At 64.0% G+C, this 21,393-nt stretch carries 20 protein-coding genes; 9 read left to right on the top strand and 11 right to left on the bottom strand.

The window, feature by feature from the left end; translation table 11 throughout:
- Positions 1-33: 33 nt before the first annotated feature.
- The gene (locus HBA99_RS22635) at positions 34-483 is read left to right on the top strand and encodes a hypothetical protein (RefSeq protein WP_070951911.1); all 450 of its coding nucleotides are present in this window, start codon (positions 34-36) and stop codon (positions 481-483) included.
- A gap of 12 nt (positions 484-495) precedes the next feature.
- On the opposite strand, the gene HBA99_RS24895 is transcribed toward HBA99_RS22635, so the two are convergent.
- Both HBA99_RS24895 and HBA99_RS22625 read right to left on the bottom strand, forming a co-directional pair.
- Complete coding sequence (locus HBA99_RS24895; protein WP_234798070.1) at positions 496-1,092, bottom strand: hypothetical protein; 597 nt, start codon at positions 1,090-1,092, stop codon at positions 496-498.
- Positions 1,093-1,101: 9 nt separating this feature from the next.
- Positions 1,102-1,329 carry a hypothetical protein gene (locus HBA99_RS22625; RefSeq protein ID WP_234798071.1) on the bottom strand — a complete coding sequence of 76 codons (228 nt, stop codon included), beginning with the start codon at positions 1,327-1,329 and terminating at the stop codon, positions 1,102-1,104.
- A 461-nt stretch (positions 1,330-1,790) separates the two neighbouring features.
- Here HBA99_RS22625 and HBA99_RS22620 point away from each other — a divergent pair, with 461 nt between their 5' ends.
- Positions 1,791-3,017, top strand: coding sequence for an RNA polymerase sigma factor (locus tag HBA99_RS22620; RefSeq protein ID WP_070951912.1), 1,227 nt, complete (start codon positions 1,791-1,793; stop codon positions 3,015-3,017).
- Positions 3,018-3,035: 18 nt separating this feature from the next.
- Positions 3,036-4,163, top strand: a complete 1,128-nt coding sequence (locus HBA99_RS22615) for a glycoside hydrolase family 3 N-terminal domain-containing protein (RefSeq protein WP_064409864.1) — start codon at positions 3,036-3,038, stop codon at positions 4,161-4,163.
- Here HBA99_RS22615 and HBA99_RS22610 read toward each other — a convergent pair.
- Together HBA99_RS22610 and HBA99_RS22605 are read right to left on the bottom strand one after the other, a co-directional pair.
- Entirely contained in the window at positions 4,160-5,449 is a 1,290-nt protein-coding gene (locus HBA99_RS22610; RefSeq protein ID WP_070951913.1) for a cytochrome P450, read from the bottom strand. The two genes, HBA99_RS22615 and HBA99_RS22610, sit on opposite strands and share 4 nt — an antisense overlap.
- Before the next feature lie 58 nt (positions 5,450-5,507).
- The gene (locus tag HBA99_RS22605; RefSeq protein WP_070951914.1) at positions 5,508-6,848 is read right to left on the bottom strand and encodes a cytochrome P450; all 1,341 of its coding nucleotides are present in this window, start codon (positions 6,846-6,848) and stop codon (positions 5,508-5,510) included.
- A gap of 329 nt (positions 6,849-7,177) precedes the next feature.
- On the opposite strand from HBA99_RS22605, the gene HBA99_RS22600 reads away from it, so the two are divergent.
- The 3 genes from HBA99_RS22600 to HBA99_RS22590 all read left to right on the top strand — a co-directional run bounded on the left by HBA99_RS22600 (position 7,178) and on the right by HBA99_RS22590 (position 9,893).
- Positions 7,178-9,028, top strand: coding sequence for a fatty acyl-AMP ligase (locus HBA99_RS22600; protein ID WP_070951915.1), 1,851 nt, complete (start codon positions 7,178-7,180; stop codon positions 9,026-9,028).
- A 144-nt stretch (positions 9,029-9,172) separates the two neighbouring features.
- A complete protein-coding gene (locus HBA99_RS22595) occupies positions 9,173-9,529 on the top strand; it encodes a YciI family protein (RefSeq protein ID WP_046255103.1) in 357 nt (118 codons plus the stop codon).
- A 1-nt stretch (position 9,530) separates the two neighbouring features.
- Positions 9,531-9,893, top strand: coding sequence for a YciI family protein (locus HBA99_RS22590; protein ID WP_070951916.1), 363 nt, complete (start codon positions 9,531-9,533; stop codon positions 9,891-9,893).
- 2 nt (positions 9,894-9,895) lie between these two features.
- Here HBA99_RS22590 and HBA99_RS22585 read toward each other — a convergent pair whose 3' ends face one another.
- Positions 9,896-10,636, bottom strand: a complete 741-nt coding sequence (locus HBA99_RS22585; RefSeq protein WP_070951917.1) for a MerR family transcriptional regulator — start codon at positions 10,634-10,636, stop codon at positions 9,896-9,898.
- An 85-nt stretch (positions 10,637-10,721) separates the two neighbouring features.
- Here HBA99_RS22585 and HBA99_RS22580 point away from each other — a divergent pair, with 85 nt between their 5' ends.
- Positions 10,722-12,017 carry a cytochrome P450 gene (locus tag HBA99_RS22580; protein WP_070951918.1) on the top strand — a complete coding sequence of 432 codons (1,296 nt, stop codon included), beginning with the start codon at positions 10,722-10,724 and terminating at the stop codon, positions 12,015-12,017.
- Here the strand turns inward: HBA99_RS22580 and HBA99_RS22575 are convergent.
- Positions 12,014-12,901: a TerC family protein gene (locus HBA99_RS22575; RefSeq protein WP_070952409.1), complete on the bottom strand. Its 888-nt coding sequence runs from the start codon at positions 12,899-12,901 to the stop codon at positions 12,014-12,016. The two genes, HBA99_RS22580 and HBA99_RS22575, sit on opposite strands and share 4 nt — an antisense overlap.
- A gap of 174 nt (positions 12,902-13,075) precedes the next feature.
- Here HBA99_RS22575 and HBA99_RS22570 point away from each other — a divergent pair, with 174 nt between their 5' ends.
- Positions 13,076-13,693, top strand: a complete 618-nt coding sequence (locus HBA99_RS22570; RefSeq protein WP_030097306.1) for a TetR/AcrR family transcriptional regulator — start codon at positions 13,076-13,078, stop codon at positions 13,691-13,693.
- 4 nt (positions 13,694-13,697) lie between these two features.
- On the opposite strand, the gene HBA99_RS22565 is transcribed toward HBA99_RS22570, so the two are convergent.
- The 4 genes from HBA99_RS22565 to HBA99_RS22550 form a co-directional block, all read right to left on the bottom strand.
- Entirely contained in the window at positions 13,698-15,488 is a 1,791-nt protein-coding gene (locus HBA99_RS22565) for a SulP family inorganic anion transporter (protein ID WP_070951919.1), read from the bottom strand.
- Positions 15,489-16,607, bottom strand: coding sequence for a sulfate ABC transporter substrate-binding protein (locus tag HBA99_RS22560; RefSeq protein WP_070952410.1), 1,119 nt, complete (start codon positions 16,605-16,607; stop codon positions 15,489-15,491).
- Between the two features lie 233 nt (positions 16,608-16,840).
- Positions 16,841-17,683: a MaoC/PaaZ C-terminal domain-containing protein gene (locus tag HBA99_RS22555; RefSeq protein WP_070951920.1), complete on the bottom strand. Its 843-nt coding sequence runs from the start codon at positions 17,681-17,683 to the stop codon at positions 16,841-16,843.
- A 2-nt stretch (positions 17,684-17,685) separates the two neighbouring features.
- The gene (locus HBA99_RS22550) at positions 17,686-19,044 is read right to left on the bottom strand and encodes a 3-oxoacyl-ACP reductase (protein ID WP_070951921.1); all 1,359 of its coding nucleotides are present in this window, start codon (positions 19,042-19,044) and stop codon (positions 17,686-17,688) included.
- 110 nt (positions 19,045-19,154) lie between these two features.
- Here HBA99_RS22550 and HBA99_RS22545 point away from each other — a divergent pair, with 110 nt between their 5' ends.
- Entirely contained in the window at positions 19,155-20,486 is a 1,332-nt protein-coding gene (locus HBA99_RS22545) for an acetyl-CoA C-acetyltransferase (protein ID WP_070951922.1), read from the top strand.
- A 226-nt stretch (positions 20,487-20,712) separates the two neighbouring features.
- On the opposite strand, the gene HBA99_RS22540 is transcribed toward HBA99_RS22545, so the two are convergent.
- Entirely contained in the window at positions 20,713-21,336 is a 624-nt protein-coding gene (locus tag HBA99_RS22540) for a TetR/AcrR family transcriptional regulator (RefSeq protein ID WP_081347668.1), read from the bottom strand.
- Positions 21,337-21,393: the final 57 nt, after the last annotated feature.

The raw sequence follows: 21,393 nt of genomic DNA, 5'->3' as shown, positions 1-21,393 counted from the left end.
TGCCCAACCCGCCAACAGCTCAAAGGATGTCCAATGGAATGGAGATCGACAGCATCGCCGCAAGCACAAGACGATGTGGACAAGCTGTTTGGCGATGCTATCAAGTTCGTCGCGGTAGAGCTTGCGCATGCCGATGACTTCGCACCGTTCATGATGGTCATTGGACTGGCTGGTGATGTATCGGTACGACGGTCGGCGATAGCTGCAATGCCGCAGGATGAGTCGGGGATCATTGATGGCCTGGAACTGCCCAGCGACAGGCAGCAGCTGCGAGCGCGGGCGGCTGTGCTAGACGTGACTGCCTCGGTTCCTGTGGCAGGAGATGCCATCAAGATCAAACTTGAGCATTCCGAGGGAATCGCTATCGACATGCTTGTGCCTTATCGAATCGATTCGGAGGGTGCGACGATTGACGTGCAAGCTGCGAATGCGGCGCGCGCCGAACTGTTGTTGTGGGCCCCGGATGTTCGTGGGGACGGCTAGTGCACAAATCATCTATGGGCTGATCTGGAAACCCTGGAACATGACGTCGATGTCGGCGCTGAATAAAGGTACGTCGCTAAGCTTCATCTGATTGCGCAGCTGTACGGGGTAATAGTTATCGCCGAAGTGATAGGTCACGTTGAGGTAGTCATACTGTTGACCTCGTTCTTCAACTGTGCCGATCAGCCGGGTGGCCTTTGTGCCGCAGATCTCGAGGGTCTCATCGTGAGTGATCTTTACCGGCCCGACGATATTGGTGAAGCTATTCAGCTGCTCCTGTGCCTGCTCGTAGCTAGGGGCAGGGTCCAGGGACATCAGCATGGTGAGGCTCCTGCTGATTCCGATCGTTCTAACCACCGCAAGCTTGTTATCTGTGCGTGCTGTCGCGGCCGGTTCCCAACCTGGGAGCTTGGGGATGGAAACGGTGAACGGTTCCTTGGGCGTACTTGTCCGCGTATAGGTCTCGCCCGTCACCGCCTGTGCTTGGCATGAATAGGACGTCGGATGTTCCGCGGTGGGTGTGCCGGACTCTGGCTGCGAACACCCGGCGAGTATGAGCGCACCAGAAGACATGATACGGAGGATGTTCCGACGGACGTCGTTGTGCATGCGCCGACTCTACGGTCCGATCTGCAGGTTTCGGAAAATCACCTCAACATCGGTACCGAATAGAGGAACATCGCCTGCGCCCATCTGATTGCGGAGTTGGATTGGATAGAAGACTCCGTTGGCCGGGTACGCGAGGTTCAGATAGTCGAACCGCAGGCCTCGATTTTCGGCAATGCCGGCGAGTCGTGATGCCTCTAGGCTACAAACATTCACCGTTTCTTCTTGAACGATCGACACTGACGGGTCGAACCTAGTCAACTTGCTCAGTTGCGCGGAAGCTTTGTCGCGATCCGGCTCCGGCCGCAGAATTGACAGCGCAACGTAACTCTGGGTTGTCCCGATCGTTTTCGTAAGGGCGAGTTGGTTTTCCCTCAATGCAGTCGGAGCTGACCGCCAGCCTGGGAGTTCGGGGATAGAGACGGATAACGGCTGACCATTTGGGCGGAATTGGATGTAGGCCCGCCCCGTTACGGATCGTGACTGGCAGGAATACGTGGCGGTGGCTGCTGAGGTTGGTATGCCTGCAACCTGATCCGTGCATGCTGCGAGCGCAAGTGCACCAGCGACGCTCGCATACGTCGCATATCGCCGCATACTGCCTCTCACAAATCGACTGTACGGGCGCGCGCTGTCGATTTCCGCGCGGCTCGTTCGTGGTGTCTGTAGGACACCCGACACCGGAGAGGCACCATTGACCTGTGGCGCACGACGAGATCGGCCGCATCTTCCGCGAGGAGTACGGCCGCACCGTGGCAACCTTGATTCGCTACTTTGGCAGCATCGACCTCGCCGAGGACGCCGTACAGGAGGCGTTCGAGGTGGCCATCGCGAAATGGCCAGGAGACGGTATTCCGCCCAATCCGGGTGCGTGGATCACCACCACGGCCCGCAACCGCAGCGTCGACAAATTGCGGCGAGACCAGCGACGCGACGAGTTATCCAGAGAGGCAACCGCTCTGCAGGAGGAGCGGCCGGAACCGCAGGAGGTGGGGCCGGTGCGGGATGATCGCCTGCGGCTCATCTTCACGTGCTGTCACCCGGCCTTGTCTCAGGAGGCGCAGGTCGCGCTCACGTTGCGCCTGCTCGGCGGACTCACCACCCCTGAAATCGCCAATGCATATCTGGTATCCGAATCGACCATGGCCGCGCGCATCACGCGCGCCAAGAAGAAGATCGCGTCGGCAGGTATCCCGTACCGGGTGCCGGGGGACCACGATCTACCGGACCGGTTGTCGTCGGTGCTGGCCGCGCTCTACCTCGTCTACAACGAGGGCTACGCGGCGTCCTCGGGTGCGACGCTCACCCGTACGGACCTATCCGCCGAGGCGATCAGACTGGCGCGGGTGCTGGCCGATCTCATGCCGGACGAGCCCGAGGTGCTGGGGCTCCTGGCATTGGTGTTGCTCACCGAGGCGCGCCGTTGCGCCCGTACCGATGTCAGTGGGGCGCTGGTGTTGCTCGCCGATCAGGACCGCACCCGATGGGACCGCGAGATGATCGACGAGGGGCACCAGCTGGTGCGGCGTTGCCTGAGACGCAACGCCCCCGGGCCGTATCAGATCCAGGCCGCCATCAATGCCGTGCATGACGATGCGCCCACGGCAGCACAAACCGACTGGAGCCAGATCGTGGCGCTATACGACCAGCTGACGGCGTTCACCCCCACTACCGTGGTCGCGCTCAATCGCGCGGTGGCCGTTGGTGAGCGCGACGGCCCACAGGCTGGACTGGATGCCATCGAGCCGTTGCGGGAGGAGCTCAACGCGTATTACCCGTTGCACGCCGCGCGCGCCGATCTGCTCACCCGACTCGGCCGGAATCGGGAAGCCGCTGAGGCCTACCGAAAAGCGTTGGTATCCACGGACAATGAGGTGTTCCGTGGGTACCTCGGCGACCGGCTGGCCCGGCTGGACACCGGCGCATGACACGATGGCCTCATGAGAATGCGTGCAGGGGCAGTACTGACCGGTCTCGTTGTGGTGGCGCTGTCCGCCTGCGGCGGCAATACCTCGGAGCCGTCCAAGGAACCCTCGCCGTCGTCCTCGGGAAAGGCCCCCGCCACCGCGGCGCCCGCCGCTGACCTGGCCTGCCTGAGTACCCGTGACAGGCTGGCGCAGCTGCTCATGGTGGGCGTCAAGGACGCCGACGACGCCCGTGCGCTGGTGCGTGACCATCATGTTGGCGGCATTTTCGTCGGCAGCTGGACCAAGAAGGAGATGCTGACTGACGGCTCCCTGCACGACGTCGTCACCGCCGGACCGATCCCGGCAGCGGTGAGCGTCGATGAGGAGGGCGGGCGGGTGTCTCGCCTCAAGGACCTCATCGGTCCGTCCCCGTCCGCGCGGGAACTGGCCGCCACGCAGACTCCCGAACAGGTGCAGGCGCTCAGCCAGGAGCGCGGTCAGAAGATGAAGGACCTCGGCATCACCATCGACTTCGCACCCGATGCCGACGTGACCGACGGCGACCCGGACGGCGCCATCGGGGACCGCTCGTACAGCGGCGACCCGCAGAAGGTCGCCGAGTACGCCGAGGCAGCGGTGCGGGGATATCAGGCCAGTGGTGTGCGCGCTGTGGTGAAGCACTTTCCGGGCCATGGCCACGCGTCGGGTGACTCGCACACCAACGGCGTGGTAACCCCGCCGCTGGAGCAGCTGAAGGACAACGATTTGGTGCCGTATCGCTCGCTGGTGACCAGCGGTGCCGCCGTGATGATCGGCCACATGCAGGTGCCCGGACTGACCGGCGACGACCCATCCAGTCTGAGTCCGGCCGCAGTCGACCTGCTGCGCAAGGGAACCGGCTACGGGGCGCCTGCCTACGACGGAGTGATCTTCACCGATGACCTGTCCTCGATGGCCGCCATCACCGACCGTTTCCCGATCGAGGAGGCGGTGCTCAAGTCGATCAAGGCCGGTGTCGACTGGGCGCTCTGGGTGAGCACCGAAAAGGTTGGCTCAGTCCTGGATCGCCTCGAATCGGCCTACAACGCAGGCGAACTGAACGGCGACGCGATCAACGCCTCGGTGCGCCGGGTGCTGGCTTTCAAGGGCGTCGCCGCCTGCGGCTAACGTCCCAGCGTCACGGGTAGGCTGCGCAGCCCGTGAATACCCATCCCGTCGAAGTACTCCGGCTCACCGGCCAGTGCTAACCCTGGGAAGCGTTCGAACAGCGATTGCAGCGCGGTATGCAGCTCGACGCGTGCCAGCACCTGGCCCAGACACACGTGAATTCCGGTGCCCAGCGTGATGTTTTCGCGCGCGTTGGGCCGGGTGATGTCGAAGACGTCGGGTTTCTCGAACACGGCAGGGTCGCGGTTGGCTCCGCCGAGAAGTAGCAGCGCCGACTGGCCGGCCTCGATGGTGTGTCCTTCGATTTCGACGGTTTCGGTGGCGACGCGGGCCGACCACTGGTTGGAGGTGTCGTAGCGCATGAGCTCCTCGACGGCGTTGGGCCACAGGCTCGGATCGGCACGCAGCGCCGCCAGCTGCTCGGGGTGGCGAAGCAGCGCGAGGATAGCCTTGCCCATCAGATGTGTGGTGGTGACGAATCCCGCGCCCAGGAACACTGCGAAGAACATCTTGAGCTCGAAGTGACTCAGATCGCTGTCGAGAAGTCCTGTGGCCAGCTCACTTTCGGTGCCTTCACGGCGCAGACGGGCGACGTGTTTCTCAAGGTATTCGTCTATTTCCCGTAAAGCCGCTGTGCCGTCTTGATATTGGCGCCATGACGGGGCGGTGGTCGCGATCAGCTGGATCGCGCGATTCATCGCGGTATAGAGCAGTGAGTAATCCTGCGGCGGCACGGCGATCATCTCGCCGATCACGGCGATGGGGATCTTCGCGGTGAAATCGGGGATCAGGTCCGGGTGTGGATGCTGTTCCAGCGCGTCCAGGTGGCCGTTCGTCACGTCCTGGATGCGTCCGCGCAGGGCTTCGATGGCGCGTGGGGTGAACGGCGCGGCGACTAGGCGTCGCAGCCGCCCGTGGTCGGGTGGATCGGTGATCAGAATGGACGGCGGTTCGGCGGGATTGAGCAGCTGCGGGTCGCTCCACGCCGCCAAGCGCTGAATGATCGGTGAGGACGACCGGTGTTCGGGTTTGAACGTGACGAACCGGTTGTCGCGGAAGATCGTTCGGACGATCTGCGCATCCGCGGTGATCCAGCCATCGCCTGCCTGCGACATCCTCCCGCGGCCACGGATCTTGTCGATGATTGCGTAGATGCTTGCGGCCTGGGCCGTGTCGATTCCCAGCTGCGCGACGGGTTCACCGCGTCGGGCAAGCACTTTGAGGTACGCACGGGCCATCCCGTGCGTCACCGCCCAATGGGTGCGCTGTTTGATCCGGTCGTGCATCCGTCCGATCCCCGTGTCGGCTCGCTCGATGCCGAACGGACATCGCGCAGCCTCGAGATTAACTGCTGGCTCGTACCCGGGCACGGCCGAGGTTCACGGGCAGGCTTCCGAAGCCGTGCAGATTGACATGCTTGCCCGGGGTGGGATCGGCTGCCAGCGCCAGCTCGGGGAAGCGTTCGAACAGCGACTGCAGCGCCACCACACCCTCCATCCGCGCCAGACTCGCGCCCAGGCAGACATGGACACCACTGCCGAATGCCACGTGTTCGCGGGCGTTGGCGCGGCTCACGTCGAAGACGTCGGGCTCATCGAAAACAGCGGGATCGCGGTTGGCCCCGCCGAGGAGTAGCACCGCCATCGAGCCGGCAGGCAGTGTGTGGCCGTCGAATTCGACGGTTTCGGTGGCCACCCGGCCGGTGACCTGCACCGGGGAGTCGTAACGCAGGATCTCCTCGACGGCGTTCGGCCAGCCTTCCGGATTCTCCTGCAGGTACGCCAGCTGCTCGGAGTGACGCAGCAGGGCCACGATGCCATTCCCGATGAGGTTGACCGTCGTTTCGAATCCGGCACCGAGCAGCAGCGCCATGGTGGCCTTGAGTTCGCGGTCGTCCAGATCGCCGTCGCGCACGATGCTCGCCAAGATGCCGTCGATGGTGGGGTCTTGTGCAAGCTCGCGGCGCAGCCGGACCAGGTGAGCGTCGAAGTAGCGGTCGATCTCGATGAGCGCCTGGGTGGCATCGCGATACGCAGACCAGGTCATGCCGATATCCAGCAGCGCCGCACCGTGATTGCCCCATTCCAGGAGGAACGGAGCGTCTTCGCGTGGAACACCGAGCATCTCGGCGATGATCGCCACCGGCAATTGCGAGGCGTAGTCGTCGAGCAGGTCGGCTCGCTCCTTGCGTTCCAGGTTGTCGAGCAGCTCGAGTGTCACCTCACGGACGCGGTCCTCCAGCTTGCTTACCGCGCGTGGTGTGAACGCCCTCGACACCAGCTTGCGGAACCGGGTGTGTTCGGGTGGGTCGACGGCCAGCATGGCGGGAGGCTCTACCGGGTTGGGCAGACCGGGCTCGGTCCTGTTGAAGATCCACCGGCTGAGCCCCTGGGGGAGCACCGGGGAGGGAATGTTGTTGGGCGCCATGGTGATGAATCGGTGGTCCCGCAGGATCTCGCGTGTCTGCGCCAGACCGGTGAAGACCAGGCCAGTGGCCCGGGCCGGAGCAATGGGGCCCACGGACCGGATCTGTTCGATGTACCGGTAATGGTTGTTGGCGCGATCCGGGCTGAGGAACAACGCCGCCAAGGGCATTGTGCGCACCTGGGTGAGTAGTCCGACGCGGCTGATGCCGTGCATGGTCACCCACCGCGACCAGTACTTGATCAGATCCCTGGATCGCATATTCGCCTCCGACGCTGGATGCTATTTGTCACGAGTCTAATAGTGACCGGCCGGGAAGGGAATGCCCGAAAAGGGTCGGGTACCAGCGCAGGTTCGGCCCGGCGCGGTCGCACCCGTCACATCGCTACTCGGGGGTGTCAAAGCACACAGTGAACAATGTCCCTCCAGGCCTTTTTAGACGCGGCGTCTTATTGGGACTTCGAGTACCGTTTGCTACTGGTACGTCACGTACCATCTACGTTCGGTCGGGACCGTAGCAAAGCGTGATGGCTATTCGTTGCTGCTTGTTGTTGTCCGGCTGTCGTAGTTACGGCTACGCGGAGGTTGCGATGAGTGCGCTGGTGTCAGGGTTACGTGTCGAGGAGTACCTGGACGAGACGGGCGCGATCTCCTTACCGGATGGCTACACCGTCAACCATTATTTGGAGTGCGCCGTCGATGGCGAGCACGACACTTTTGCCTACCGCTATGTCGATTTCAGCAGCGACCCGGAGGGCGCTCCGTCCGATCTGAACTGGCCCCAACTGCGGGCGCGTTCGCGTGCGGTCGCGGCGAGGCTTCAGCAGGTGACCACGCCCGGGGATCGGGTCGCGATCTTGGCGCCGCAGGGCCTCGATTACGTCATCGGCTTCTTCGCCGCCATCGAGGCCGGCACCATCGCGGTGCCCCTTTTCGCTCCGGAACTGCCGGGTCATGCCGAGCGGCTCGATGCGGTGCTGACCGATGCCCAACCGACGGTGGTGCTCACCAACGAGGCGGCCGCCGAATCCGTCAGCGGTTTCGTCCGGAGGCTGCCGCGCGAGCGTCGGCCTCGAGTCCTGGCCGTCGACGGCGTGCCCGACTCGGTGGGTGCGACGTATGTGAGGGTGACGCCGGATACCGATGACATCGCCTATTTGCAGTACACATCGGGATCGACGCGAGTGCCCGCCGGTGTCGAGATCACCCATCGTGCGGTGATGACCAACGTGCTGCAGATGGTCATTTCCGTTGGTCTGGATGTGGATGTCCGCGGGGCGAGCTGGCTGCCGCTCTACCACGATATGGGCCTGCTCATGCTCATGTTCCCGCTGTGTGGGGGCCGGATGACGCTCATGTCACCGATGTCGTTCGTGCGGCGGCCCGGCCGCTGGATCAAGGAACTCGCGGACGCGTCTCACGTGGGCCGCACCTTTGGCGCCGCCCCCAACTTCGCCTTCGAGCTGGCCGCCGAGCGAGGCCTGCCGAAGGATGGCGAAGCCCTGGATCTGAGCAAGGTGGCGGGGCTGATCAATGGTTCCGAGCCGGTCAGCATCGCGTCGATCCGCAAGTTCAATGAGGCCTTCGGTCCCCACGGATTACCGGCCAACGCCATCAAGCCGTCTTACGGTATGGCCGAGGCGACGCTGTTCGTCTCCTCGATCGCGCCCGAAGCGGAGCCGTCCGTCATCTATGTGGATCGCGAACAGCTGGGTGCCGGATATGCGGTACGGGTGGACGCCGCCCATGAGAAGGCGGTGCCGCAGGTGTCCTGTGGTCAGATCGCCCGCAGTCAGTGGGCGGTGATTGTCGACCCGACTGCCGGGGCGGAGCTGCCCGACGGACAGGTGGGCGAGATCTGGTTGCACGGCAACAACATTGGGCGTGGATACTGGGGCCGTCCGGAGGAGACGGACTTCTCTTTCCGCAACACGCTGCGGGCGCGGCTGGGTGAGGGCAGCCATGCCACCGGCGCCGAACCGGCCGCTGCCTGGTTCCGCACGGGCGATCTCGGCGTCTATCTCGAGGGTGAGCTGTACATCACCGGCCGGGTCAAGGATTTGGTGATCGTCGACGGCCGCAACCACTACCCGCACGACATCGAGGCCACCGTCGAGGACGCCTCTCCGGTGGTGCGGCGTGGATTCGTGGCGGCCTTCTCGGTGCCCACCAACGAACTGCCCATGGGCGTCGAGGCGGGTGAAGGTGCCGGAGAGAGATTGGTCATCGTCGCCGAACGTGCCGCGGGAGCCGGGCGGGCGGAACCGGGTCCCATCGTCGAGGCGATCCGGGCCGCTGTCTCTCGTCGGCACGCCCTGCCCATCGCCGATGTGCAGCTGGTTCAGGCCGGCGCGATCCCGCGCACGAGCAGTGGAAAGATCGCGCGCCGAGCCTGCCGCCAGGAGTACCTGGACAACAAGCTCGGGACGCACGGCTCGTAGTTCGGCTGCCCGCAGTGAGATCCTCCGCAATTTCTTTCTGACTTACGCGATGAGGTGTCGATTTCGGGCAGGTCTATTCGTAGTGAGGTTGAAGGGAAGCCGACCGGGCGTCCCCATCGCCAGAAGCGGATAGAAAGGACGACCATGAAGCAGTACTTACTCTCGGTCCACAGTTACGCGGAGAACGCGGCCGACTGGAGTGATGAGGATGTGCAGCGGCTGTACGCCCAGACCGGCGCGCTCAACGAGAGAATGAAAGAGGCTGGCGTCTGGGTGTTCGCGAACGGTCTGACCGAACCATCGGATGCGACCGTCGTCCGCAGTGTGGACGGAAAGGTCACCACCACGGACGGCCCTTACCTGGAGACCAAGGAACACCTCGGTGGTTTCTGGATCATCAACGCGCCTGACCTCGATGCGGCGTTGAAGTGGGCCGCCGAGGGGTCGGCGGCATGTGAGGAGCCCGTCGAGGTGCGCCCCTTCCAGGACGAGGAGGCCTGACATGAGCCGCTATCTGCTCTCGATTGTTTATCCACCTGATGCGGTGCAGCCCGACGATGCCGCCTTGGAAACCATCGGTGCCGATGTACAGGCTGTTACCCGCCGCATGCAGGAGGCGGGGGTGTGGCTCTTCGCGGCTGGTCTGCAGCCGGCCGCTACCGCGACCATGGTGAGTGCCAACGCCTCTGGGCATACCACGACCGACGGGCCGTACACCGAGACCAAGGAACAACTCGGCGGCTTCAGCATCATCGAGGTGCCGACCCTGGCCGACGCCCAGCAGTGGGCCGCCGAGGTATCCCGTGCGGTGTGGTGCCCCATCGAGGTTCGCGGCCTGGACCGGGGTTGCGGCGAGGTCGACTGAGACTAGGCCGATGAGGCCGGGCGGTTGCGTTCCAGCACGGCCTCGGCCTCGTCGGCCTGTTGCAACAGGATCGGGTCGACGGTGTCATCGAGGGCCCGCGCCAACAGTCGCGATGCCAGCGTGACAGTCAATTGTTTTGCCTTCGAAGCATTTTCGGCGATCTTGCCCCAGTCCTCGGACGCATAACCGGACTCGACGAAGGGCTGCCAGACGTCGGCCACGTAGGCGCCCAGCAACAGCTGCGCGATCTGATGTTGCAGCCGGTCCACTTCGCGCAGGGTCTCGGTGATGCGGGACATCGACATGCCCGCGGCAATCAGCAGTTCGATTGCATCGAGGGTTTCGCCGTCGCGTACCGAGATCGTTTTCGCATCGACATCGGACACCAGCCCCAGCTCGGCCAGTGCCACATCGGCGCCGGTGCCGACGCGTCTGGTGAGCTCGGCGCGCGGCATCACCAGCGGCTCTCCGGTGGCGAATGGGCTGAGGGCTTCGATCACCATCTTGCGGACGCTGTCCTCGGAGCCACCGCCTGAGTCGATGACCCGGCGAATGACATCCAGCGGAAACCCCTGGGATTTCAAGTTCTTGACGTGATTGATGATCGCGACATGGTCGTCGGAGTAGATGCCGACGCGTCCTCGCTTCTCGGGCGGGGGTACCAGCCCGAGTGTCTGCCACTCGCGGATGTTGCGCGCCGTCATGGCCACGCGCTGCGCCAGCTGATCGATAGTCAGGTCCATCAGGCCTAAAGATTACCCCATTGTCCGTTACGGACATTTCCGTTACGTTTATACGCGGAACGTCAACGGAGAGGATTCACTTGAAATGACCCTGAAGCACGACGCACGTCTCGTCTACACCACCACCAAACCCGTTGTTCGGTCACTGATCACCAACGCGGCCACCGAAATGCGGGCCAAGGTGTCCGGTCGCCGGTTTCCGGGAGTGCAGGAGACTGTTTTCGATCCGATGGATCCGGAGACAGCCGCCAATCCATACCCGGGATATCGCACACTGCTGGCGGGTACGCGGGTGCATTACAACCGAAAACGCAACGCCTTCATCCTGTGTCGCTATGAGGATGTGCGCGCGGCGGCGCGCAACGACGCACTGTTGTCCAACCGCGACGGTGTCGTACGGGCACGGTTCGAAGTTCCGGTGCTGCTGAACATGGACCGGCCGCGGCACACCGAACTTCGCCGTAAGGCGCTGCCCGGGTTCACCCGTGGAGCTCTGGAGGGATGGGCGCCGACGGTAGACCGAATGGCCGCCGAGTTGGTGACGGGCCTGCTGGACGACCCCGGCTCGGATGTCGTTGAGCACCTGGCAGTTCCATTACCCATGAGGATGATCGCGCACATTCTCGGCATTCCGCCCGAAGATGAGGCGTTTTTCCGGCACTGGTCCAACGAATCGGTGCGAGTGGCCAATGTCGAGTTCAGCCCCAAGGGCTTGCGGCAGGTTCCGGGAACTCTCAACGGTGTTCGGCATCTGCATGACTACTTCATGACCCAACTCGGTAAGGGAAACCTGTTGGGAGCGGACACCGTGCTGGGCAAGCTCGTCGCGGATGCCGGTGAGGGGCAGATCAGCCACGACGAGCTTTTCTACTTCGCGCTGTTGCTCTTGCTGGCAGGCAACGAGACCACGACCAACCTGCTGAGCACCATGTTCTTGACGATGTCGGAAAACCCGGACCAGTTCGAGCTCATCAGGTCCGATCCGCGGCTGCTTGCCGGCGCGGTCGAGGAGCAGCTGCGCTATTCCTCGCCGATTCAGAACTTCTATCGCACTGCGGCGCAGGATTACCCCGTCGGGGACGCGGTGATCCCGGCAGGTGCCCGGGTGGCGTTGTTGTGGGGTGCGGCCAACCGTGATCCGCGCGAGTTCGATGACCCGGATCGCTTTCTCGCGACTCGGCCAGTGACCCAGCACGTGGCGTTCGGGTCGGGTGTACATCTGTGTCTGGGAGCAGGGCTGGCCCGCATGGAAGGGAAAGCGGTGCTGCGAGAACTAGTCAACCGAGTGCAATGCGTCGAAATCGAGGGCACGCCGAGGTGGACTACCAACAGCTCATTACGTGGCCTGGAGGAGCTGCGGGTTCGGCTCGTGGCACGTTAGCCGAGTCCGGCCGGGGCATCGCCGCCCCCGCCTGCCACGGGCTTTCGGGATAGTCCTACCGAACCTGCGTCCGGACTCGCCGAGGTGGCCGCGGCGATCGCCACGGACTCGTCCACATCGGGATAGCTGGGACGTAGGGCAACGGGCCGCTGAGTCATGTTGTCCTGCTTCGCCTTACGTGCGGCGGCCATCAGGTTGAGGGCCTCGACCAGGATGGCGAACGCCATCGGACCGTAGATCATCGCCTTGTCGATCTTTATGCCGAATCCGTCGGCGATGAGGAACACCCCGATGAGCAGCAGGAAGGACAGTGCGAGCATCTTGACGGTGGGATGGCGGTTGACGAAGGCGAAGACGAACCGCGATGCGAAGAGCATGATCGCGAAGGACAGCACCACCACGGTGACGATGATGATCATGTTGCTGGTCATGCCCACCGCGGTGATCACCGAGTCGAGTGAGAACACCAGGTCCAGTAGCAGGATCTGCACCAGCACGGACTTGAATGTCGCTGCACTCGTGGATGTTCCACTCTCTTCGCCGGTGCCTTCGAGTTTGAGATGTATTTCGTGGACAGCCTTGTAGACCAGGAATAGCCCACCGGCGATGAGGATGAAGTCCTTGATCGAGAAACCCTGTCCGAACAGTTCGAGAACGTCCTCTTTGAGAGTGATGATCCAGCCGGCCAGGAACACCAACCCCACGCGCATCACCATTGCCAGGGTCAGCCCCAGATTGCGGGCCCGGGCCTGCTGGCCGCTGGGCAGCTTGCTGGCCAGGATGGAGATGAAGATGACGTTGTCGATGCCCAGGACCACCTCCAGCACGAACAGGGTCAGGAAGACGGCCACCAGGTCGGGGGTCAGCGCAAGGGTGAAGTCCACGCCGCGCATGGTACGGGGTGGGGGTATCGGGTGGGTGACGTTTGCGCGCCGCCCCCGAGTCGGGCAGATAAACTCTCTTTGGACCCGCAGTTGTGGGGTGTGTGCAATAGTCGAACCGCTCAGTAGCTTACTCTGGAGTAAGTTCGCGTTGACGACCCAACCTCGGAGGCATCCATGGCCGGTGGTACCAAGCGGCTGCCCCGTGCGGTTCGGGAGCAGCAGATGCTGGATGCCGCCGTGCAGGAGTTCGCGCTCAACGGCTTCCGGGACACCTCGATGGATGCCATCGCCGCAGCGGCCAAGATTTCCAAGCCGATGCTCTATTTGTACTACGGCTCCAAGGAAGACCTCTTTGTCGCCTGCCTACGGCGCGAACTCGGCAGGTTCGTGGAGGCGGTGCGTGGCGATATCGACCTCACGAAATCGCCACGAGACGTGTTGAGCACCACCGTCGTATCGTTTCTCAACTACGTCGACACGCACCGGGCCTCGTGGATCGTGATCTACGGACAGGCCACCAGTACGCAGCTGTTCGCCAAGCAAGTACGCGAGGGGCGCGACCGCATCATCGAACTGGTGGCGCGGCTGATCAAGGCCGCTTCACCGGAAATTGATCCCGATACCGACTACGACGCGATGGCCGTGGCCCTCGTCGGCGGTGGTGAGGCTGTCGCCTCCCGGGTGGCGACCGGCGATATCAAGGTCGAAAGCGCTAAGGACACGCTGCTCAACCTCGGTTGGCGCGGCCTGCGTGGTCGTCCGCGCGATGAGCCCGTGGCCAAGCGCGCCTAAGTTTTCAGACCAGGTAGTAGAGCTTTTCCTGGTGTGCCGCCGGGGCCGAAGGTGTTTCGGCCAACCGGGTCTGCGCGTATCGCACGGCCTTCAGCGTCGCCGAGAATTCGCGGTCTTCCTCCGGGAACACCTGCTCGGCGGGGAGCCAATCGGTGAAGCCCACGTTCTGCAGCAGCGCGAGCGAATCCGGCCGCACTCCGGCGAGCAACACGGTGACGCCCAGCTCTTGGTGCTCCCGGATGAAGTGCTCCAGGCGCTCGATGCAGACCACGTCGGGATGGCGTACCCGCTTCAACCTTAGGATCACGACCTTCAGATTTTCGTCGCGGATCCGTGCGTGTAGCGCCTCAAGATAGCGGTCGAGTTCGGGTGCCGCGCCGAAGAACAGCTCGCCCTCCAGGTCGTAGATGACGGGGGACGACGCGCGAACCGAGCTGGCGGCGTCGGCGGGGTTGTCCTGGGGGGTCCGCTCACGGATCACACCCTCGTCAGTGACGATGAGTTCGGCAGCCTTGAGCTTGGCCGCGCGCGGTACGAACAGCAGGATCGAAAGCACCACACCAATCAGCACCGCGGTGTCCAGGTTCACGGCCACACCGACCAGCGCCGTGATGATGACCAGCCCGGCGTCGTACCGCGAGGCCTTGAGCGCGTACGAGAGGCGCCGGAAGTCGACCAGCCGCACCGCGGTGACCAACAACAGGCCGGCCAGCGCCGCCTGCGGGATATACCGGAGCAGCGGAGCGAACAGCAGTAGCGCGATGGTCACCGTTGCGGCGCTGACAATTCCGGAGAACCTGGTCGCCGCACCGGATTGGTAGTTGATGGCCGATCGGGACAACGAACCCGACCCGGGCAGGCTCTGGAAGAAGCCACCGGTGAGGTTGGCCAGCCCCTCGGCGAGGATCTGACGGTTGTAATCGATCTGCTGTCCGGTGTGGTGTGCGATGGCCTTGGCAATCGACAACGCTTCGATCAGACCGATGAACGCAATGGCCAATGCGCCATGCGAAAGCTCACCGAGGGTGCTCACCTGAACCTCGGGGATGTGGAATTCCGGAAGGCTGGCGGGGATCTTGCCGGAGATCTTCACATCGGTATGTCCAGTGCCGTCCGGCACCGACCAGCCATAGGCGTACGCGATGACCGCCGTCACGATGAGCACCAGCAGCATGTCAATCTGCGGCAGGCCATAGCGTTGAACCAGACGGCGCAGGAGTATCGCCAACACCACCGCCGAGACGCTCAGGACCAACGCGCGGTAGTTCACGGCATCGCCGTGGAACAGGGTGAGCCAGGCGCGCTGCAGCACCTGCATGTGCCCATCTCCCTTGTCCCGCACACCAATAGCATTGGCCAGCTGGCCAATGGCCAGCAGCAGGGCAGCACTTGCCATGAATCCGATGACGACGGACTCGGAGATGTATCGGGTGAGGTCGCCGAGCTTGAAGACGGCGATGAGGATCTGGATGGCGCCGACCAGCACACCCAGGAGGAACAGGGCTTCGAACAGCCCGGTGCGGTTCTCCGGATCCAGGAATGCCAGCGAGCTGAACACCAGCAGTGAGATGGCGCTTGTGGGTCCGTTGATCAGATGTGACGAGGACCCGAAGATCGATGCGATGGCCGTGACCACGATCGCGGAGTAGACACCGTACTTCGGGTCGACCCCGGCGATCAGCGCATAGGCCATGGCTTGGGGAAGGGATATCGCAGCCACCGTCAGACCGGCGACGATGTCGCGACGGGCCTTGAGCGCGTCGTAGTTCTCGAATACTCCCAGTGCCGAGGGCATCTAGCGTCCTTGTCTGTCGGAGGCGAAGGTGGTGGTGCCCCGGTCGGTGGTGCGCGGGATGGTCTCGTAGATCCCGTTGTCCGAGAAGAACTTCTGTCGTGCGTCATCCCAGCTGGTCGCGATGGCCGTGATGGGGAACAGGTTTATCGCGGGCAGCGTATTGCTGTGGCGAGCAAGGATTTCAGGCTTGATCGGACGGTAACCGCGCTGGGCGGCGACCTCCTGCGCCTCGTCGGTGAACAGGTATTCCAGATACGCCTTGGCGATCGCGGCACGCTTGGTGTCGTGCAAGTTGGCGTCCACCCAGGCGACCGCAGGCTCCGCGCGGATGCTCACCGGCGGATAGACGATCTCGAGTTCGCCCTTGTTGGCGTTCACCTCGCTGATCGCCTCGTTCTCCCACGTCAGGTGCACGTCGCCGAGCCGTTGAACCGAGAATGTGTTGGTGGCTCCGCGCGCTCCGCTGTCGAGCGCGGCCACGTTGCGGAACAGCGCCGTGAGATAGGAACGTGCGTCCGTCTCGGTGCCCCCGCGCGTCACCACCGAGCCCCATGCCGCGAGCACGGAGAGCTGCCCGTTCCCGGAGGTGCGGGGGTTCGGCGTGATGACGGCGACGTTTTCCTTGGCGAGGTCGGGCCAGTCGTGGATATCGCGTGGGTTGCCCTTGCGCACGACGAACACGATGGTCGAGGTGTAGGGGACGGAGTTGTTAGGCAGCCGTTGCCGCCAGTTGGGCGCGATCAGCCGGCGCAGGCTCAATGTGTCCACGTCACTCACAGATGCCAGCGACACCACGTCGGCGCGCTGACTGCCATCCAGGACGCTGCGGGCTTGGCGCCCCGATCCACCGTTGGTGCGCTTGATCTCGATCGTCTTGCCGGTCTTGTCCTTGTACTGCTTGGTGAAGGTGCCGTCGAGGACGTTGTAGAGCTCACGCGTCGGGTCGTAGGACACGTTGAGTAGCTGGTCGGTGCTGTGGTCGGGCAGATTCTTGACCACCACCAGGGTGGCCGCGACGAGGACGGCGACCACGCCGAGGATGTTCAACAAAGGGAGCTGTCGCAGCAGTGCGCGCCAGTCGACGGATGGCGCTTCCTGGTGATCCTCGTCCGCTGGCACGACGTACTCCTCGAATTTGCTGCAGGAAATGACGAGCGATCGTAACGAGCGGTTCGCCGAAGTGCAGCCGTCGAGATCAGCGTGAGTATTACCGGAGGGGCCTGGCAACACTTCTTCGCCGAGTGTCGAGTTGTTGGGCCGACTTCTCGCGATTTCGCGCGGAAAGTCGACACTCGGCGAACGCAGAAAGCCCGCGACCGGATTGCCGGTCACGGGCCTTCAACGAGGTGCGATCAGAGCGGGGTGATGGTTCCGTTCAGGTGCGGATCACCCTTCTTGGGATTGCGAACGGCGATGTCCCAGCCCTTGGCGTCCTTCTCGATCCACACGCCCACCGAGGCGGGCAGCAGAATCGGCTTGCCGAACTTGACGTCGTAACGCACAGCGTCGGGAATCTCACCCTGGATGTTCCCCAGAACTGCTGCAGCGGTGAACATTCCGTGAGCGATTGCCTTCGGGAAGCCCAGCGCCTTCGCGCCGATCGACGAGGTGTGGATCGGATTGTGGTCCCCACCCACCGATGCGTACCGGCGGATCTGTCCACCGCTGATCCGCAGTGTCGAGTTCGGCGGCGGCAGTTTGACGGCCTTGGGCGGTTCCGACTTGGGCCCGTCGGACAGGCTGGTGCGCTGCTGACGCAGGAACGTCATGGTCTGCTGCCACACGGTGTCCGTGCCGATCGTGATGTCGGTCAGGACGTCCACCAGCAGGCCCTTGCGATGCTCGCGCAGGTTCTCGGTGCGCACCTCGATATCGACGGTGTCGGTCGCGGTGATGGCGCGGTGCTGGGTGATGTGGTTCTCCAGGTGCACGGTGCCGATGGCCGGGAACGGGAAGTCCAGTCCCGTCACCAATGCCATGACCGAGGGGAACTGCAGCGCGAACGGATACGTCACCGGCACCTTGTCGGTGAAGCTCAAGCCGGTCACCTTGGCGTAGGCGGCGACGTGTGCGGGGTCGATTTGTACACCGTGGGTCCGAACAACCCTGCTGGGCAGGGTGGACGGACGGGGGATGAACGGCAGTGCACCCACTGCCGCCATCACCATGTTCTGGAGCCCGGACGGCTGAGCCATGGCTATGCCCCCAGCCAGGACTGGCCGCAGACGCGAACCACGTTGCCGGTCACCGCGTTCGAGGCGGGGCTGGCGAAGTAGGCGATGGTCTCGGCGACATCCACCGGCTCTCCACCCTGGTTCAGGGAGTTGATGCGGCGGCCGACCTCGCGGTTGGCCAGCGGGATGGCGGCGGTCATCTTGGTCTCGATGAAGCCCGGTGCGACGGCGTTGATGGTGATGCCCTTCTCGGCCAGCGACGGGGCCAGCGCCTGGGTGATGCCGATCATGCCGGCCTTGGTGGCGCCGTAGTTGGTCTGGCCGCGGTTACCGGCGATACCGGCGATGGAGGCCAGGCCGATGATGCGTCCGCCCTCTCCGATGGTGCCGTTGTCGATGAGGCCTTCGGTAAGACGCTGCGGGGCAAGCAGGTTCACGGCGATGACCGAGTCCCAGCGGGCGTCGTCCATGTTGGCCAGTAGCTTGTCGCGGGTGATGCCGGCGTTGTTGACCAGGATGTCGGCCTTGCCGCCGTGGTGCTCCTTGAGGTGCGCGGTGATCTGATCGACGGCGTCGGCCGCGGTGACGTCCAGGGCCAGCGAGGTGCCGCCGACCTTCTGGGCGACGGCGGTCAGGTCGTCGGACGGCATGTCGATCGCGACCACGGCGGCGCCGTCACGGGCGAACACCTCGGCGATGGTCTCGCCGATACCACGGGCGGCGCCGGTGACGATGGCGACCTTCCCGGCCAGCGGCTTGTCCCAGTCGGCAGGAGGGGTGGAGTCGTCGGCGCCCACGTAGAACACCTGACCGTCCACGTAGGTCGACTTGGCCGACAGGATGAAGCGGACGGTCGACTCCAGGCCGGTGGCGGCGGTCTTGGCGTCGGGGTGCACGTAGACCAGCTGCACGGTGGCGCCGTTGCCGAACTCCTTGGCCAGCGAGCGGGTGAAGCCTTCCAGGGCGCGCTGGGCGATGCGCTCGTCGGTGGTGGCGGCCTTGTCCGGGGTGGTGCCGATGACAAGCAGGCGGCCGGACTTGCCGACATTGCGCAGCAGCGGGGTGAAGAACTCGTGCAGTCCCTTGAGCTCGACCGGTGTGGTGATACCGGTGGCGTCGAAGACCAGGGCGCCGAACTTGTCGGCCCAGCGGCCGCCGAGGTTGTTGGACACCAGGTCGTAGTCCTCGGCCAGTGCGGCGCGCAGCGGCTCGGCGAGGCGGCCCTCGCCGCCGATCAGCACGGGCCCGGCCAGTGCGGGCTGGCCTTTCTTGTAGCGGCGCAGGTTCTCGGGCTGCGGGATACCCAGGCGGCCGGCGAGCAGGTTGCCGGGCCCGGAGTTGACCAGCAGCGCGTACAGGTCGTCAGTGAGCTTGGGGGACATGTGCCGTTCCTTAGTGGTTGTCCGTAATTGGTCTAGGGTGAATTCGACAAAGAACTTACTCCAGAGTAAGAATGCTCGGTAATACTGCCCCCTCAACAGTGGAGAGACAAGTGGCAACTAGCTCGGCACGCAAGTCAGACGCTTCGCAAGGTCGCCGCCGCGTCGTGGTTCTCGGTGGTAACCGCATCCCCTTCGCGCGTTCGGACGGCGCCTATGCGAACGCCTCCAACCAGGACATGTTGACCGCCGCCATCACCGGCGCGTCCGATCGCTTCAACCTCAAGGGCGAGCGCCTGGGCGCCGTCATCGCCGGTGCGGTGCTCAAGCTGAGCCGTGATTTCAATCTCACCCGCGAATCGGTGCTGGGCAGCCCGCTGTCCCCGTACTCGCAGGCGTTCGACCTGCAGCAGGCATGTGGCACGGGTCTGCAGGCGGCCATCGTGGGTGCCGACGGCATCGCGCTGGGCCGTTACGAGTCGGTGCTGGCCGGCGGTGTGGACACCACTTCCGATGCGCCCATCAACTTCGGTGATGATCTTCGCCACACCCTGCTGGCGATCCGTCGCGCCAAGGACAACGTCACCCGGCTCAAGCTGCTGGGCAAGCTGCCCGCCGCGCTCGGCGTCGACATTCCGCAGAACGGCGAGCCGCGTACCGGGCTGTCCATGGGCGAGCACGCCGCCATCACCGCCAAGCAGATGGGCGTCAAGCGCACCGAGCAGGACGCGCTGGCCGCCGCCAGCCACCAGAAGATGGCCGCTGCCTACGACCGTGGCTTCTTCGACGACCTGATCAGCCCGTTCCTGGGGCTGTACCGCGACGACAACCTGCGCCCGAACTCGAGCGTGGAGAAGCTGGCGACGTTGAAGCCGGTGTTCGGTGTGAAGCACGGCGACGCCACCATGACCGCGGGTAACTCCACCCCGTTGACCGATGGCGCTTCGGTGGCGCTGCTGTCCAGTGAGGAGTGGGCCGCAGAGCGCGGCATCCCCGTGCTGGCCTACTTCGTCGACGGCGAGACCGCGGCGGTGGATTACATCAACGGCCCCGATGGTCTGCTGATGGCGCCGACCTACGCGGTGCCGCGTCTGCTGGCCCGCAACGGCCTGACCTTGCAGGACTTCGACTTCTACGAGATCCACGAGGCGTTCGCCTCGGTGGTGCTCGCGACACTGCAGGCGTGGGAGTCGGCGGATTACTGCAAGGAGCGCCTCGGTCTCGACAAGCCGTTGGGCGCCATCGACCGATCCAAGCTCAACGTCAACGGCTCGTCGCTGGCGGCCGGGCACCCGTTCGCGGCCACCGGCGGCCGCATCGTGGCCCAGCTGGCCAAGCAGCTCGCCGAGAAGAAGAAGGAGAACGGCGGGACCGGCACGTACCGCGGACTTATCTCGGTCTGCGCCGCGGGCGGCCAGGGCGTGACCGCAATCCTGGAAGCCTGAGCGACCTAAGCACCTCATCGAGACCCCCGGTCATCGGCACTACGCCTGTGACCGGGGGTTTTGTCATTCCTGGAATCTGGTCAAAAAAAGTTTCAAGATTTTTCGGAGAGGCTGTAACGCTCTGGAAGTAGGTGTCGATACATGGGTAGCCTCGCGCCACCGTCCGACCCCCCGACCCGACGGCGGCGCGGGGCTACCTAATTTTTTGGGCAGCCCGCCGGTACGGCTACGAAGTCAGCAGACCGTATGCCATTCGTTTGAGGCCCACTCGCAGTTGTTGGAGATCGATCGGACTCCGGTCGGTCTGGAAGAACATCAGCGTGGTGGTGATTGCCGAGTTGATGAAGAGCCACGCGATCGTCTCCGCTTCCAGATCGGCGTGGTACTGATCGCGATACTGCTGAACATGCAGGGTCATCATCGTCTGCATCAGTACCGGCATATTCGAGCTGGCCTCGACCTCGCGTGCGAACTCGGGATTCTCGTTGAGATAGCGCAGGGTAGGGGCGTTGTCGGTGGTGAACGCGATCAACATGTCGATGGCGGAGTCCATCATCTGCTGCGGTGGCGCCAGTGCGTTGGCCGCCAGCGCTGACCGGACACCCGGCAGCTGTCGGTTAGCGGCGTCCCGGATCGCGGCCATGATGATGTCGTCTTTGGTGCTGAAGTACTGATAGATCGAGCCCTTGCCGATACCCGTGATGGCGGCAATGCGGTTGGTGGTGATCGCCTCCGGGCCTTCGGTGCGCAGCAGCTGCCCGGTCGCCGTCACGATTTTTGCGACCAGTTCCCGCGATCTCTGCTGCTGTGGCGCCTTGCGCAGCCGTGAACTGCGATTTTCCGATGCCATGACGGCCCCCAGACGAGACTTATATGCGACCTGGTGTTCACGTTAGCTTCTCGGGTA

The organism is Mycobacteroides chelonae (assembly GCF_016767715.1).
Classification (GTDB): Bacteria; Actinomycetota; Actinomycetes; order Mycobacteriales; family Mycobacteriaceae; genus Mycobacterium; species Mycobacterium gwanakae.
Note: the sequence above shows the minus strand (reverse complement) of the source record. Positions and strands in the feature narration are given on the sequence as shown.

Bases quoted from the DNA above. Each gene is read 5' to 3' on its own strand.
- HBA99_RS22635 (WP_070951911.1), top strand. From the start codon at position 34: ATGGAATGGAGATCGACAGCATCGCCGCAAGCACAAGACGATGTGGAC.
- HBA99_RS24895 (WP_234798070.1), bottom strand. From the start codon at position 1,092: ATGCACAACGACGTCCGTCGGAACATCCTCCGTATCATGTCTTCTGGT.
- HBA99_RS22615 (WP_064409864.1), top strand. From the start codon at position 3,036: ATGCGTGCAGGGGCAGTACTGACCGGTCTCGTTGTGGTGGCGCTGTCC.
- HBA99_RS22610 (WP_070951913.1), bottom strand. From the start codon at position 5,449: ATGCACGACCGGATCAAACAGCGCACCCATTGGGCGGTGACGCACGGG.
- HBA99_RS22605 (WP_070951914.1), bottom strand. From the start codon at position 6,848: ATGCGATCCAGGGATCTGATCAAGTACTGGTCGCGGTGGGTGACCATG.
- HBA99_RS22600 (WP_070951915.1), top strand. From the start codon at position 7,178: ATGAGTGCGCTGGTGTCAGGGTTACGTGTCGAGGAGTACCTGGACGAG.
- HBA99_RS22595 (WP_046255103.1), top strand. From the start codon at position 9,173: ATGAAGCAGTACTTACTCTCGGTCCACAGTTACGCGGAGAACGCGGCC.
- HBA99_RS22590 (WP_070951916.1), top strand. From the start codon at position 9,531: ATGAGCCGCTATCTGCTCTCGATTGTTTATCCACCTGATGCGGTGCAG.
- HBA99_RS22585 (WP_070951917.1), bottom strand. From the start codon at position 10,636: ATGGACCTGACTATCGATCAGCTGGCGCAGCGCGTGGCCATGACGGCG.
- HBA99_RS22580 (WP_070951918.1), top strand. From the start codon at position 10,722: ATGACCCTGAAGCACGACGCACGTCTCGTCTACACCACCACCAAACCC.
- HBA99_RS22570 (WP_030097306.1), top strand. From the start codon at position 13,076: ATGGCCGGTGGTACCAAGCGGCTGCCCCGTGCGGTTCGGGAGCAGCAG.
- HBA99_RS22565 (WP_070951919.1), bottom strand. From the start codon at position 15,488: ATGCCCTCGGCACTGGGAGTATTCGAGAACTACGACGCGCTCAAGGCC.
- HBA99_RS22555 (WP_070951920.1), bottom strand. From the start codon at position 17,683: ATGGCTCAGCCGTCCGGGCTCCAGAACATGGTGATGGCGGCAGTGGGT.
- HBA99_RS22550 (WP_070951921.1), bottom strand. From the start codon at position 19,044: ATGTCCCCCAAGCTCACTGACGACCTGTACGCGCTGCTGGTCAACTCC.
- HBA99_RS22540 (WP_081347668.1), bottom strand. From the start codon at position 21,336: ATGGCATCGGAAAATCGCAGTTCACGGCTGCGCAAGGCGCCACAGCAG.